The 14,023-nt window shown below is 62.4% G+C and carries 15 protein-coding genes and 1 tRNA gene; 10 read left to right on the forward strand and 6 right to left on the reverse strand.

Annotation, left to right across the window (positions count from 1 at the left end):
• Positions 1 to 99: 99 nt before the first annotated feature.
• The 3 genes from prfB to VNC39_RS07560 form a co-directional block, all read right to left on the reverse strand.
• A protein-coding gene (prfB, locus tag VNC39_RS07550; RefSeq protein WP_325397753.1) for a peptide chain release factor 2 occupies positions 100 to 1,231 on the reverse strand; the annotation gives its coding sequence in 2 pieces (ribosomal slippage) (positions 100 to 1,161 and positions 1,163 to 1,231; 1,131 coding nt in all).
• Positions 1,232 to 1,368: 137 nt separating this feature from the next.
• Positions 1,369 to 3,864: a penicillin-binding protein 1A gene (locus VNC39_RS07555; protein WP_325397755.1), complete on the reverse strand. Its 2,496-nt coding sequence runs from the start codon at positions 3,862 to 3,864 to the stop codon at positions 1,369 to 1,371.
• A gap of 216 nt (positions 3,865 to 4,080) precedes the next feature.
• Positions 4,081 to 4,908 (reverse strand): N-acetylmuramoyl-L-alanine amidase family protein, encoded by an 828-nt coding sequence (locus VNC39_RS07560; protein ID WP_325397757.1) that lies wholly within the window; start codon positions 4,906 to 4,908, stop codon positions 4,081 to 4,083.
• 142 nt (positions 4,909 to 5,050) lie between these two features.
• Between VNC39_RS07560 and VNC39_RS07565 the strand changes: the two genes are divergently transcribed.
• Positions 5,051 to 5,128, forward strand: a tRNA-Pro gene (locus tag VNC39_RS07565).
• A 44-nt stretch (positions 5,129 to 5,172) separates the two neighbouring features.
• Here the strand turns inward: VNC39_RS07565 and VNC39_RS07570 are convergent.
• From VNC39_RS07570 to VNC39_RS07580, 3 genes are all read right to left on the reverse strand, one after another.
• Positions 5,173 to 5,355 carry a hypothetical protein gene (locus tag VNC39_RS07570; protein WP_325397759.1) on the reverse strand — a complete coding sequence of 61 codons (183 nt, stop codon included), beginning with the start codon at positions 5,353 to 5,355 and terminating at the stop codon, positions 5,173 to 5,175.
• A 115-nt stretch (positions 5,356 to 5,470) separates the two neighbouring features.
• Positions 5,471 to 5,644 carry a hypothetical protein gene (locus VNC39_RS07575; RefSeq protein WP_325397761.1) on the reverse strand — a complete coding sequence of 58 codons (174 nt, stop codon included), beginning with the start codon at positions 5,642 to 5,644 and terminating at the stop codon, positions 5,471 to 5,473.
• A gap of 458 nt (positions 5,645 to 6,102) precedes the next feature.
• Entirely contained in the window at positions 6,103 to 6,378 is a 276-nt protein-coding gene (locus tag VNC39_RS07580) for a helix-turn-helix domain-containing protein (RefSeq protein WP_325397763.1), read from the reverse strand.
• A 141-nt stretch (positions 6,379 to 6,519) separates the two neighbouring features.
• Between VNC39_RS07580 and VNC39_RS07585 the strand changes: the two genes are divergently transcribed.
• From VNC39_RS07585 to VNC39_RS07625, 9 genes are all read left to right on the forward strand, one after another.
• The gene (locus VNC39_RS07585; RefSeq protein ID WP_325397765.1) at positions 6,520 to 6,870 is read left to right on the forward strand and encodes a hypothetical protein; all 351 of its coding nucleotides are present in this window, start codon (positions 6,520 to 6,522) and stop codon (positions 6,868 to 6,870) included.
• Between the two features lie 30 nt (positions 6,871 to 6,900).
• Positions 6,901 to 7,284, forward strand: a complete 384-nt coding sequence (gene ssb, locus VNC39_RS07590) for a single-stranded DNA-binding protein (protein ID WP_325397767.1) — start codon at positions 6,901 to 6,903, stop codon at positions 7,282 to 7,284.
• Positions 7,269 to 7,748 (forward strand): hypothetical protein, encoded by a 480-nt coding sequence (locus tag VNC39_RS07595; protein ID WP_325397769.1) that lies wholly within the window; start codon positions 7,269 to 7,271, stop codon positions 7,746 to 7,748. Before ssb ends, VNC39_RS07595 begins: the two co-directional genes overlap by 16 nt.
• Before the next feature lie 226 nt (positions 7,749 to 7,974).
• Entirely contained in the window at positions 7,975 to 8,586 is a 612-nt protein-coding gene (locus tag VNC39_RS07600; protein ID WP_325397771.1) for a hypothetical protein, read from the forward strand.
• Between the two features lie 165 nt (positions 8,587 to 8,751).
• Positions 8,752 to 10,161: a phage terminase large subunit gene (gene terL / locus VNC39_RS07605; RefSeq protein ID WP_325397868.1), complete on the forward strand. Its 1,410-nt coding sequence runs from the start codon at positions 8,752 to 8,754 to the stop codon at positions 10,159 to 10,161.
• Between the two features lie 3 nt (positions 10,162 to 10,164).
• Positions 10,165 to 11,625, forward strand: coding sequence for a hypothetical protein (locus VNC39_RS07610; RefSeq protein WP_325397773.1), 1,461 nt, complete (start codon positions 10,165 to 10,167; stop codon positions 11,623 to 11,625).
• 103 nt (positions 11,626 to 11,728) lie between these two features.
• A complete protein-coding gene (locus VNC39_RS07615; protein WP_325397775.1) occupies positions 11,729 to 12,268 on the forward strand; it encodes a phage scaffolding protein in 540 nt (179 codons plus the stop codon).
• A 168-nt stretch (positions 12,269 to 12,436) separates the two neighbouring features.
• Complete coding sequence (locus VNC39_RS07620) at positions 12,437 to 13,810, forward strand: DUF4043 domain-containing protein (RefSeq protein ID WP_325397777.1); 1,374 nt, start codon at positions 12,437 to 12,439, stop codon at positions 13,808 to 13,810.
• Positions 13,810 to 14,019: a hypothetical protein gene (locus VNC39_RS07625; protein ID WP_325397779.1), complete on the forward strand. Its 210-nt coding sequence runs from the start codon at positions 13,810 to 13,812 to the stop codon at positions 14,017 to 14,019. Before VNC39_RS07620 ends, VNC39_RS07625 begins: the two co-directional genes overlap by 1 nt.
• Positions 14,020 to 14,023: the final 4 nt, after the last annotated feature.

Genomic DNA, 14,023 nt, shown 5'->3' on the forward strand with positions numbered 1-14,023 from the left:
AAACTTTTGTTTATGCTGGGCCGGTGGCAGCGAAACCGCACGGGCCCAGTTTAAAAAAGTTTTTTGCTTCTTTTTTTCAAAAAAGAAGCCCTTCCTTCCTTAATCAGCCGCGGCGGAAGCGTCGGAGCGGGTGGCGCCGACGCGTGCGGCTAACGACGCCGCCATGAACGGGTCGAGCCCACCATCGAGCACCGCGGCGGGATTGCCGGTTTCGTAACTGGTGCGCAGATCCTTCACCAGCTGGTAGGGCGCCAGCACGTAGGAGCGGATCTGGTGGCCCCAGCCGATGTCGGTTTTCGCGGCCTCGGTGGCGGCGCTGGCCGCTTCGCGCTTTTGCAGTTCCATTTCGTACATGCGGGCTTTCAGCATGTTCATGGCGGTGGCGCGGTTGCGATGCTGCGAGCGGTCGGTCTGGCAGGCGACGATGATGCCGGTCGGGATATGGGTGATGCGGATCGCCGATTCTGTCTTGTTCACGTGCTGGCCGCCGGCGCCGGAGGCGCGGAACGTGTCGACTTTCAGGTCGGCCGGGTTGATCTCGATTTCGATCGTGTCATCGACCACGGGATAGACCCAGACCGAGGAGAAGCTGGTGTGGCGGCGGGCGGCGGAATCGAAGGGCGAGATGCGCACCAGCCGGTGCACGCCGGATTCGGTCTTCAGCCAGCCATAGGCGTTGGCGCCGGTAATCTGCATGGAGACGGACTTGATGCCGGCCTGTTCGCCCTCGGACTCATCGAGGATTTCCACCTTGAAGCCGTGCTGCTCGGCCCAGCGCGTGTACATGCGCGCCAGCATCTGCGCCCAGTCCTGCGCTTCGGTGCCGCCGGAGCCGGCATTAATTTCAAGGAAGGCGTCGCGCCCGTCGGCCTCGCCAGAGAGCAGGGATTCGATTTCGCGCTGCCTGGCCTGCTCGGCCAGGCGCTGCAGCGTGGCGACGCCGTCGGCCACCATCGCCGCGTCGCCCTCGGCCTCGGCCATCGCGACCAGCTCAAGCGTATCCTTGGTTTCGGCTTCCAGCGTGCGCACGCCCTCGACCAGCGAGGCGATGCGGCCGCGTTCGCGCATCACGGTCTGCGCGGCCTCGGCATCGTCCCAGAGGGAGGGGTCCTCGGCGCGGGCGTCGAGTTCGGCGAGTTTTAGGACAGCGGCATCCCAGTCAAAGATGCCTCCTCAGCAGGGCGACCGAACGGCCGATCTGCTCGTTTAACTGATCTGATTCTGTGGACATGAGGCAGCATATACGAGCAGGAGGCGGGGAATGAAAGCGGCCGCTTTTTGAAAAAAGCGGCGCAAAAACTTTTATGAGTTTGGGACCGAGCGGTGGAACCGGCACGGGCCCAAACTCACAAAAAGTAGCGCTTTCTTTCAGTACAGCCCGCCGAGATTATTACCGGCTGGCTGCGCCGCGGCCGGGGTTGCGGCCGGGACCGCGGAACCGGGCGTGCCCGGCGTGCCGGCCGGTATGCCGCTGTCTTGCGCGGTCAGGCCGCTTTGGCCGGCGAGCAGGCCATCAGTGGACTGAGCCCCCGGCACCTGCCCGGTCTTATAGGCCTCGGTGAGGGGCTGGCCGTTGAAGCTGGTCTGCTCCAGCGTGGTGCCGGAGGGCACCGGGAAGTCGAGATTGGGCTGCCCCTGCAGCGCCACTTTCATGTAGGCGTTCCAGATCGGACCGCAGACCTCGGCACCGGTCTGGTTGTTGCCGAGGCTGGCCGGCGTGTCGTAGCCGGTCCAGCAGCCGGTGACGATGCCGGGGCTGAAGCCCATGAACCAGGCGTCGTTGAAGTCGTTGGTGGTGCCGGTCTTGCCCGCGATCGGCTGCGTGATGCCCGCGACCGCCGGCTGGCCGGTGCCGCGCAGCACCACGCCGCGCATCATCGTGATCATCTGGAACACGCTGTCGGGATCGGCCAGCTGCGCGCCGGAGAAGACGCTGAGCGGCGGCTGGTCCGGACTGCCGTTCACGCAGTTCGTGCAATTCTGGCCCGCGGCCTGATACAGGATTGAGCCGTCGGGATTGGTGACGCTGTCGATCAGGCTCGGCGTGACCTGCCGGCCGTACTCGTCGAGCTCGGCATAGCCGGTGGTCATGCGCCAGAGCGTCGTGTCGATCGCGCCGATCGCCGAGGGGTAATAAGGTGGCATCTGGTCGACGATGCCGAAGCTTTCGAAGGTTTTCGCGATGTTGGTGAGGCCGATCTCGCGGGCGAGATGCAGCGTCGCGAGATTCAGGGATTGTTCCAGCGCGTGGAAAATCGGCACCGGCCCTTCGAAGTTATTCTCATAATTGCCCGGCCGGTACACGGTGCCGTTCGCCAGCCGTTGCACGAACGGGGCGTCCAGTACCGGGGCGTCGGGCTGGATGCCTTGTTCCATGGCGGTGAGGTAGACGAAAGGCTTGACCGAGGAGCCGGGCTGGCGTTGCGCCTGGATCGTCCGGTTATACGGGCTTTGGTCGTGGCTCCAGCCGCCCACCATGGCGAGCACGCGGCCGGTGCGCGGATCGATGGAGAGCAGGGCGCCCTGGATCAGCGGGATCTGTTCCAGCGCGAGGGTGCTGCCGCCCGTTGAATCCGGCATGACCATGACGATGTCGCCGGGATGCAGCACATCCGCAACCGTTGCGGGGCGGGGGCCGAGATAACCGTGCAGCCGGGGCCGCGCCCAGAGCAGCGAGGCGAGCGGCAGCGTGCCGGTTTGCGGGGTGCTGTTGCCGCTGGCGGCATCGACATAGCCGACATGGGCCGCGTTGCCGGAGGCCTGGAGCACGATGCCGAGCTGCCAGCCCCGCCGCATGCCGGCCGGGAGCGTTTGCCGGGCGAGGTCGGTGGCCCAATTGCTGAGCAGGTCCGGATCGTCGACATGGCCGACGAGACCGTGCCAGCCGTCATGGGCGCGATCATAGCGCATGAGCCCGTCGCGGACCGCGTCGGTGGCGGCGGCCTGCAAAATAGGATTGAGGCTGGTGTGGACGATCAGTCCGCCCTGGTTGACGGTGGTGGCGTCGAATCGCTGCGCCAGCGCGGCCCGCACGGCATCGGCGAAATAGCCGGAACTGGCGACGGTGCGCGGCGTGCCACCGGAGTGCGGCAGCAGCGGCTCGGCCGTGGCGGCGGCGGCCTGGGCCTGGGAGATGACGCCGTCATCCAGCATGCGCGAGATCACGAAATTGCGCCGCTGCAGCGCATCCTGCGGGTGCAGGAATGGGTTGTAGGTGGTCGGCGCCTTCGGCAACGCGGCGAGCGAGGCGGCCTCGGCAATGTCGAGCTGGCTCAGCGGCTTGTCGAAATAAGCCTGCGCTGCTGCAGCGACGCCGTAGGAATTATTGCCGAGGAAGATTTCGTTCAGATACAACGTGAGAATCTGCTGCTTGCTCATCACCTGGCTGACGCGCACGGCCAGGATCGCTTCCTTGATCTTGGTGGCAAAGGTGATGTGGTTGTCGAGCAGCATGTTCTTCACGACCTGCTCGGTGATCGTGGAGGCGCCAAGCGGCCGATGGCCGGAGCCGATCATGGTGAGGTCGGTCAGGCCGGCGCGGATGATGGCAAAGGGGTTGATGCCGGGATTCACCCAGAACAGCCGGTCTTCGGCGGCGATGAAAGCATTCGCCACCACTGGCGGGATCTGGTCGTAAGGAACGTAAATTCGATTTTCGGAGCCCACTTCCGAGACCAGCTGGAAATTATTGGCGTAGATCCGCGTTTCCAGAGGCGGGTGATAGTGCTTGAGCGAGTCGACGCTGGGCAGGTCGGCGCTGAACACGAAATAGCCGGCGATGCCGCCAATGATGGCGGCGATGATGCCGACAAAGACCAACCGGTACAGGCCGAAGACGAAGAACCCGGCGACTCTGCTCAGCATGCCGGTCTTGCGTGGCTTTTTGCCATTCCCTGGCCCCTGCGGCGGTTGCCGGGGCGGCTGCCGAGGCGGTTCGCGACGGGTCGGGCTTAAGCGCTCACCGGCGCTGAATGGTTCTCTCGGGTCAGACATGAGCGGTCCTTAGCATCCCATCAGCCCCCTCGCGAGGACGCCGGCATAAATTTCTCGAAAGGCTCCGGCCATGTTCAAGGGCGGCGTTCAGCCCGCCATCCGCACGCCTCTGCCGCCGGAATAGTGGGTGAAATAGGCGTCGATCGAGGAGGTGAGCCGGTCTGCGATCAATTGCCGGTGCGAAGCGCTTTTCAGCAGCCGCTCATCGAGCGGGTTCGACAGGCAGCCCATTTCCAGCAGCGCGCTGGGCACGGAAGGATCGCGGAGCACCGCGAGATTGGCGCTGCGGTGCGGGTCGGGCAACAGCGGCACGACCCCGGTGAAGGAGCGTTGGATGTCGCTGGCGAGCGTTGCCGAGCCGATGCGCGTGGCGCGTGTTTCCAGGCTGGCGAGAATGCTTGCCACCTGCGGCGACACCCCGGCAAAATGCGGCCCGGCAAAGCGGTCCGCACTGTTTTCATCCGTTGCGACGTCCGCCGCCAGCCGATCGGAGGCTTTGCTGGAGAGGGTGAAGACGGAGGCGCCGCTGAGATCGGCCTCGGGCAGGTGGTCGCAATGCAAGGAGAGAAACAGATCGGCTTTGGCCGCGACGGCATCGGCGACGCGCCCTTCGAGCGTGACATACACATCGGTCGAGCGGGTCATCTCCACCCGGTAGCGGCCGGTGCGCGAGAGTGTGCGATAGAGCAGATGACCGGTGGCAAGGGTGATGGTCTTCTCGAACAGGCCGTCCGCCGCGATCGCACCGGGATCGTTGCCGCCGTGACCGGGGTCGAGCATGATCAGGGGGAGGCTTTTTCGGACGGACCGGGACCGCGCCAGCGCGGGCAGGCCGGTGGCGATGAGGCCGGTGGCCGCCAAGCCGAGGGCCAGGCCGGAAAATTTGCGGCGTCCAACGAAGCAGATTTCGCACATGACGGCTTGCTTACCAGGAAACTTGCGGTTTTGGCTAGGAGCCTTTGAAAAACATGAGTTTTTGAGGCGTCGCCCTCGGTACCGACTTAATTGCGCCGGAGATCTTGCGGCACCGGCCCAGCTTGGCTATAGGGTCGCGCAACGGAGTGTAGCTCAGCCTGGTTAGAGTACTGTGTTCGGAACGCAGGGGCCGGAGGTTCGAATCCTCTCACTCCGACCAAACAAATCCTTGAATATTTTGAAGTTTTTTGAGGCCGCACGCGCTCAGGACATGTGCCTGACGATTGCGCCGGTGCCGTCGCACGCGTCGCAGCGGATCAGGGTTTTGCGCGTGATCTGGCGATAGCCGCCGAACCAGCCCGCGACCCACAGCAGGCGGCTGACATAATATTGGCGCTGCCCGGCGCAAACCGGGCAGGTTGCGATCTCAGTGCGGCATGGTGTCACGGTGGCATGACCCTGGCCACGGGGATTTTGATGATTTTGAACGGATAGGTTGGAACCATTCGAGACGCTCCGGTTGGGGCGTTGAGAGGGCGGGGCGGCGCCATGCGCGGGCGCGTTATTCGGTCAGCCGCCGGTCGCGCAGGAAATCCGCCCGCGTGGCCGCAAGGTCGCGTGCCGCCGCGGTGAAACATTTCGGCTCGCCGATCGCCTCGAGCTCCGCTTTCGCCCGGCGCAGCACCATCGCGATGCGGGCGTTGTGGGCGAGGATGGCGGCGAAACGCGCGCTCATGGCATGCGCGCGGGCATGTTGTTTGTAAAACACGACATTCTGTCAGGGGCGGGCAGGGGGCTGCCGGCGCCGCCCACCGAGTTCGTTATTATTGTCCTGCAAGAGGTTTAAATGGCTGACCGGCATGGTTGCGCTCCGCGAAGATCCGTCTGAGTGAACTGTATCAATAAAAAATATTTGACGTCAAGAAAAAATAATTGATTGACCATCAAAATAATTAACGTTAAATGTCTACACCGGAGAGTTGTCAAAGTGAAAATTCAACGAAAGGTTGCTTTCTGTGGCAAAAAAATATCAAAAAATCGTTGAAGAATTATTCGGCTTATCCGAAACCTTGGAAATTTTCGGCAATGCCGCGATCTCCGGCGTGGCCCCGGCCGCCGCGACCTCGCTTCTGGTGGTCAGCAGGAGACTTGGAAACATTGCGCAAAATATCAGCAGAGATCTCGATGACGTCGCTAAGATAGTTTCAAATGCTGGTGAATCCACTGCGGCAGGCCTGACGGATCGCCGCAATATATCCAGTCCAGAGTGACTCCGTATAAACGGCGCAACTGGCACATCGCATATTGATCGGGGTAATTCTTTCCCATTTTCCAGTTGTTGAAGACGGCGTCGGACACGCCCAGCGTTTCCGCGAGCTTCTTGTTGTTCAGGCCGCGTTCGCGTTCCAGAATATCGGCGATTTGTGCGAGGTTTTCGCAGGACATTTTGCGGTGCTGCAACTTGTTCATGTAAATCTCTCCTTTGTCTCGTTTGATGCCCGCGGTCTGGTTGCGGAAAGATCGTGTTTGTATCTTTAATGCATTTTTTTTCTTGATTCAATCAAGAAAAAAATCTTTATTATGGCCTGTTGCGCAAAAGGAGCGTGGCTCATGGCAAAAGCCTTCCCGCGGCGCCGCGATTTCAGCTGTTCTGACGTGGCGTCAATAATTGCCCAAATTGTGCCGGGCAGGCCGGGCCTGCCGGCCGGGGGCGGCGCGGGGCTTTTCGTCGCGCCTGCGGCGATATCCGTGCGGAGCATTCTCAACATTCCCGACATGCCGTTCGAGGCCGGCCCGCGGCCGCGGACCTGCCAGTGGGTGACCAGCGATGGCGCGCCGTGGACATTCTGCGATGCGCCCGTGGCACATGCCGGCAGTTCATTCTGCGCGCCCCATCACGCGCGCGCCTGGTACGTGCCGCCTAAAGCGTCAGGCGACCGGCCGCAGGGCGGCACGGACTGACAAGCAGGGGACGCAAGAAGGGGAAAATTCATGTCTGGCTTTGTCAACAAGGCGATGATCGTCGGGCGCCTCGGCAAGGACCCGCATATCCGCAACACGCACCGCAGCGGTATCAAAATTGTGACGCTGACCGTCGCCACATGCGAACATTGGACGGACGCGTCGACCGGCATGCGGCGGGAGCATGTCGAGTGGCACCGCGTGGTGATCATGAATGAGGCGCTGGGCGACGTCGCGGAAAAATTTTTGCGCAAGGGCGCGAAGATTTACGCCGAGGGCAAGCTGATGACGCGCCGCTGGGTCGATCAGGACGGCGCCGCCCGTGCCACCACCGAAATCAATCTCGGCCGGTATCATGGCACGCTCACGCTGCTCGATGCGCAAGAGGAGGACGGGCCATGGCCCTGCATCTGACCGCCGATTATATCGGCCGCCGAATCGAGCATGCCGGCGCGGTGATGCGCTGTCTGCACGTGAAGCATCCGAGTACATTATTGGCGCAGGGGCGCGTTCTGATGACCCGCGAAACGCTGGAAGGGGATGTGCCGCGCGGCGATCAGCTTGCCTATCCGGTGCCGAGCGCGCGCGACGTGTCGCTGATGGATGAGGCACTGTCCTGGATTTTGCTGATTCCCAACGAGACGAAGCGGCGCGTGGTGTCGCTGCGCTCGCAATATCACCCGCTTCGCGAGCGCCATGTGATGAGCTGGCGTGCCTGCGGGGCGACCTTGCGGGTCTCGGATAAAAGCGCGCAACGCTGGCACGCCGAGGCGCTGGCGTTTTTGCAAGCGGCGTTGGCCGGCTGGGAGGTTAAAAATCCCGCGGGTTGCCGGGTGCTGGCGGGGCATATTAGCCTGCTGTGGCTGGAGGCGCGGTGATCAAGAAAAATTTTGTGAGTTTTTGATGGATATCACGAAATCGTGATAATTTTTATGTCGCAAAAGTCGCGGTATTAGGCTAGAAAATGGTTATTCTGGATTTTTTCGCGACGGCGTGATCAATAAAAAATAATTTATTTTTTGGCCACGCAAATGGCCTGTGGCCCGAGGCGGCGGCCGGGGCGGACCATGTCACCACATTTGAAAGGCGCAGGCGTCACGCTCCATGCCGTTACCACGATCCGCCAGGGGCGCGCCGTTGGGCCGCGCGGGGACGCCGATGCGCCGGGTGACGGACATGCCGGATGACGCGCGGAACGCCGTGCCGGCGCGGGCCGGGCGGCCGGAATGGCTCGGGTTGTTGGCGCAGGTGGCGCCGGACGTCGCCCGGCTGCTGGCCCCGCCAGCGCCGCCGGCGCTGGACCCGCAAAAGACGCTGCGCGAGCGCCGCACCGAGGACCTGATCGCACTGCTCGATGACGGATGGTTTTTGGCCGACATTGCCCGCTTGTGGGGCTGTGGTAGGAGCGGGCTGAACGCCTGGATTGCCCGGGACAATGAACGCGCCGCGCGGGCCAGGCTCTCGCGCAAGCAGGTTTCCGACCTTTGGGCGAAAGCGGGCATGCAAATGCTGGTGTGGGCGGCATCGGATAAGAATGAGCTGAAGCGCGCCACGGAGATTGCCAATTACTGCAAATGGATGGCGAGCAAGTTCGACCCTGATTCCTACGGCGCGCGGGTGGCGGTGCAGAACGAAGACGAGCGCACGGCCCGCGAACTGACCACGGCGGAGCTGATGATTATCGCCAATGGCGGATCGCTGAAGGCAAAGGCGTGAAGGAAAGCACTACTTTTTGTGAACAAAAAGTAGCAAAAAAACTTTGTTAACTTTGGGCCCGTGCGGGTTCAACGCCTCAGGCCCAGCATAACAAAAGTTTTTGGTGCCGCTTTTTTCAAAAAGCGGCTGCTTACTTAAAAACCAACGCGGGGATTCGTTTTGACAGTGTCTCGCGAGGAAGCGGCGCGCCTGGTGTTGGAGCGCAAGGCCGCCGGGGAGACGTTTGAAGCCTATTGCCGGGCGGTTTTGAGAGGATTGGGGCAGGCGCCGGCGGCGCATCATGTGCGGCTGATCGCAGCGCTGGACGATGTGGTGACGGGACGGGCTGACCGCCTGTTGGTGACGATGCCGCCCGGGTCTGCGAAGTCCACTTATGGCTCGGTGCTGCTGCCTGGCTATTTTTTCATGAAGCGGCCCGGCGCGATGATGATCGGGGCTTCGCATACGGCCTCGCTGGCGGAATTGTTCTCGCGACGCGTGATGGCGACGATCCGCGAGCAGCGGCTTATGTTAGGCTATGGCCTACGCAGCGAGGCGGCCGCGGGATGGTTGACCACCAATGGGTGCGAATATCTGGCGGCCGGTGTGCGTGGCCCGATCATGGGGCGGCGTGCCGACCTCGCGGTGATCGACGACCCGGTGAAGTCGGCCGAGGAAGCTGAGAGTCTCCTCATCCGGAACAAGGTGTGGGATTGGTATTGGTTCGACCTGCTCACACGCTTGCGGCCGGGTGGACGCGTGGTGCTGATCATGACGCGCTGGCATGAGGATGACCTCGCCGGGCGGCTGCTGGCGCAGGAAGCCGGCTGGAAAATGCTGCGCATTCCGGCGGAGGCTGAGGAGAACGATCCGATCGGGCGCGCGCCGGGAGAGTTTCTATGGGGCGACCAGGCAGGATTTGATTACGCTGGCGATTTGCGGCGCAAGAAGGCGGCTTATGCGGCGGCAGGGCAGATGCAAGTGTGGCACGCGCTGTTCCAGGGCGCGCCGCGGGCGCCGGATGGTAATCTGTTCAAGATCGCGGCCATCACCAGCATCGCCGCGTGCCCCGCGGGGTATCGCTGGGTGCGCGCCTGGGATTTGGCGGCGACCGCCAAAGGCGGGGACTATACGGTGGGCGCGTTGCTGGGGCGCGGGCCCGATGGAAGATTTTGCATCGGCGACATCGTGCGTTTGCAGGGCGGGCCGGAAGAGGTGGAGCGTGTGCTGTTGGCTACGGCCTCACGCGATCGCGCGGAGCTTGGCAGCGTGACGATTTCGTTGCCGCAGGATCCCGGCCAGGCCGGGAAGACGCAGGTGGCTTATCTGACGCGCCTGCTGGCGGGTTCGCATGTCGTGTCGTCGCCCGAAACCGGTGACAAAACGCAGCGCGCCGTGCCGCTGGCAAGCCAGGTGAATGCCGGAAATGTTTCGATGGCGGCGGCGCCGTGGAATCGCGTGCTGCTGGATGAGCTGAGCGGCTTTCCCACCGCCAAACATGATGACAGCGTAGACGCGCTGAGCCGTGCTGCCGCCGAGCTGGTGGCGCCACCGACGGCGATCAGGCGCGTGCCGACATCGTATATGATGAGGTGAGTCTTGGACGTACTTTCTCTCCGCGCCGGGATGAACCTGGCTGATTCCGATTATCCGGCCCGTGTGGAACGCCTGACCTTCCTCGCACGCGTGCGCGACGGCCGGCAATATGACCACATCGCCATTCCGTTTTCCTGCGAGCGCGCGCCGGATGGCGCCTATATCAAGCTGTGCGACCGGCGCCCGAGTGTGCGAACCGGGCTGTGCCGCACGGTGGTGGATGATTCCGTGTCGCTGCTGTTCAGCGAGGCGCGCTTTCCGGCGGTTCATTCAAGGAATGAGAGGCTGCGCCGTACGGCGCAGGCCTTGGTGATTGAAAGCGCGCTTTGCGAGCTGATGAATGACGCGGCAATGAAGGGCAGCGTGGGATCGGTCGCGGTCTTGATGCGCGTGCTGGGCGGGCGCGTGTTTTTCGAGGCCATGGACAGCGTCTATTTGACGCCGACCTGGAACCCGCAAGTGCCGGATGCGCTGCTGCGTGTGGTCGAACGCTACAAGGTGAAGGGGGACGATCTTGCGGCGCTCGGCTACGACGTTGACGAGGCCGAAAACTATTGGTTTCAGCGCATATGGGACGCCAGCGCGGAAATGTGGTTTGCGCCACTCTCTCTGGCCGATGCGGCCAACGGGAAGCAAGCAATACTGGATGCCAGCCGGACGGTGACGCACGGGCTGGGCTTCGTGCCGATGGTGTGGATTCGTAATCTACCCGGCGGTGACAAGATCGACGGCGTTTGCACGTTCGAGGCCGCGATCTCCACCGTGATGGAGATGGACTATCAATTTTCCCAGGCGGGCAGGGGGCTGAAATATGCTGCCGATCCGACGCTGCTGATTAAAGAGCCGGCGGCGGCGGAAGGCGATACCATGATCCGTTCGGTTTCCGAGGCCCTCGTGGTTTCAGAGAAGGGCGATGCCAAGCTGCTGGAAATCAACGGAACGGCGGCCGCCGCGGTGATCGAATATGTGCGCCAGTGCCGGGAAATCGCGCTGGAATCCATCCATGGCAACCGCACGAACGTGGATAAGCTGAACGGTGCGCAATCGGGCCGCGCGTTGGAGATGATGAATCAAGGGCTGATCTGGCTGGCTGATAAATTGCGCATCAGTTACGGCCAGCGCGGCTTTTTGTGCCTGGTGAAAATGGTGTTTGCGGCGGCGCGGCAGCGTGAGGTCAGGGTTGCCGGCGTGCCGTTGGCTGCATTCGATACGTCCGATTTGTCGCTGATCTGGCCGCGCTATTATCCGCCGACCTACAACGAAAAATTTCAGGAGGCACAGGCTTACCGCACGTTGTTCGATGGTGGCCTGATCTCGCGGCAGCGCGCCGTGGCGAAAATGGCGTCCGACAATGATGTGGAAGACGTGGCCGAAGAAGAAAAACTGATCGATGTCGATATCGCGGCCCGCGTGGCACGCGAGAAGGAGCAGGCCGCGCAGGTGGAGGCGCGGGAGGCGGGGTAAGTAAGAGGCCGCTTTTTGAAAAAAGCGGCGCAAAAACTTTTGTTAATTTTGGCCTGTGGCACTGAAATGGCACGGGCTACTGTCATTTTTGCAGGGGAATTCCATGGCTGAAGAGGACCAGAAAACGGGTGCCGGGTTGGCGCCGGGGCGGACCGAACTTGGAGATCTGGCTGCGAAGCTGGCTGTGAGCGCGGATGCCGAGACCAAGGCGTTTCTTGCGTCCGTGCTGAAAGCCTCCGAGGCACAGGCGGCCGATCTTGCCGCTGTTCGGAAAAGCCTGGAAGCCAGCGAAGCCGAACGCAAGAGTGCCGAGAGGCAAGCGCGCGACAAAATCCTGCAGTCCGACCTGCGTGCGGCGGCGAAAGACGCCGGCGCGATGAATGCCGCCGATGTTCTGGCGTTCGTGGATGTTGCGCAAGTGGCGTTTGGCGCCGACGGCGCGCCCACCAACCTCGCCGATCTGGTCAAGGGCGTGAGAGACGCCAAGCCTTATCTGTTCGGTGCGGCCAACACTTCCGCGACCCACACGCCGCCCCCGGCGAAGACCGCAGAGGCCAGGCACGCAAGCGAGTTGAAGCCGGCGGAGTATAATGCGCGGCTGCGCGAGTTGGGCGTCGACGCCAGCAAGATCCGCCGGCGTTGAAGACAGAAAAGGAAGGCTACTTTTTGTGAACAAAAAGTAGCAAAAAAACTTTGTTAACTTTGGCCCGTGCGGTTTCACCGCCACCGGCCCAGCGTAAATAAAAGTTTTTGCGCCGCTTTTTTCAAAAAGCGGCCTCTTCCTCACTTTGAGCAAAGAAAAGGAAGCCACATGGGTATTCAGAATTTTCCCGTTTCATTACAGCCGATTATCCAGCAGGGATTTCTCGAACGCGAGTTCGAACAGGCGCTGCGCTCGCAGCTTGCCTATCGCGAAGTTGCGGATCGTGAGGATATTGCGGTGGGTATCGGTGAGACCATCACCAAGACCCGCGCAGGCCTCATGCCGAGCGTGACCACGCCGCTCGCGTCTGCCACCAATACCAATCTGGATAACGGCCTGACCACCGGCAATTGGTCGGTTGAGCAATATACGCTCAGCATGAATTTCTATGCGGCCACCATCGATCTCAACATGGTGACCAGCCGCGTGGGTATCGCCAACCAGTTTCTGCAAAATGCCTATGCGAATGGCGAGCAGGCCAAACGCTCGCTGGATGAGCTGGCTCGTAACGCGCTGTTCGCCTCTTATTTCAACGGAAATACCCGCGTGCGCACCACGCTGGGCAGCGCCGGGCCGACGATTGCCGTGGACGATATTCGCGGCTTTACGCAGGCGCCGAGCGTGGCCGGCTTTACCTCCGCCGCTGCGGCCATTGCCGCCGGCGTGCAGCCGACCTGGGCGGCGATTTCAGGCAGCAACACGATCAGCGTGGTGATCGGCAGCGACACTTACACGCTGATCGGCGCGACCGCGGACGCGGCCAACGTGTCCAGTACGCCGAACGGCGTGTCCGGTACGCTGACGTTCTCGGGCAACGTCTCCGTGGCGGATGGCACCGCCGGTAATACGGTGATCGCGGCGAACGCTTCCGCCGTTAAGCGCCCGAGCGGGCGCAGCAATACCAGCCTGCTGCAGGCCACCGATACGCTCACCATGAGCGTGTTGCTCGACGGCGTGGCGGCGATGCGCGCCAATGCGGTGCCGGGCGTCGGCGGAGGGCCGATGTATAATTGCTATCTGGACCCGGTTTCCTCCCGCCAGCTGTTCGCCGACCCGGATTTCAAGCAGCTGTTCCAGGGCGTAGGCCTGACCACGGAATTTGCCGCGGGCACGCTGGGGTCGCCGTTCCTGGGCTTGCGCTTCCGCCCGACCACCGAGGCTTATGTGCAGCCGCATCCCAGCCTTTCCAACCTGTATGTGCGCCGGCCGATTATTTGCGGCCAGGGGGCGCTGATCGAGGGGGATTTTGCCGGCATGGCCGCCTCCGAGGTGGCGCCGAAGGATTCCATCGTCAGCATCGTTGACGGCGTAGCCATGGTTACCCGTGAGCCGATCGACCGCCTGCAGCAGATCATTGCGCAGAGCTGGTACTGGATCGGCGGTTTCTGCACGCCCTCTGATGTGACCACGACGCCGACCACCGTGCCGACCGCGACGAGCGCTTTGTACAAGCGCGCGGTCATGATCGAGCATATCGGCTGATGGCGCGGAAAAGCCGGGCGCCTGACCCAGTTTCTCAGGCGCCCGTCGAATCTCGGCAGGCGTCGCGCAGGTTCTTCGCCGGAAAGTTTTTCGGCGTGGTTCTGAACGGACATATCGTCACGTTCAGCCAGGGCCAGGAATATGTAGTAGATGCCGCGGCTGCGGCTGTTATTGCCGCGACGGATGCGGCGGTTGAGTGGAAGGACTGAGACC

Origin of the sequence: Acidocella sp., assembly GCF_035535915.1 — a bacterium.
In the GTDB taxonomy this organism is placed as follows: Bacteria; Pseudomonadota; Alphaproteobacteria; order Acetobacterales; family Acetobacteraceae; genus Acidocella.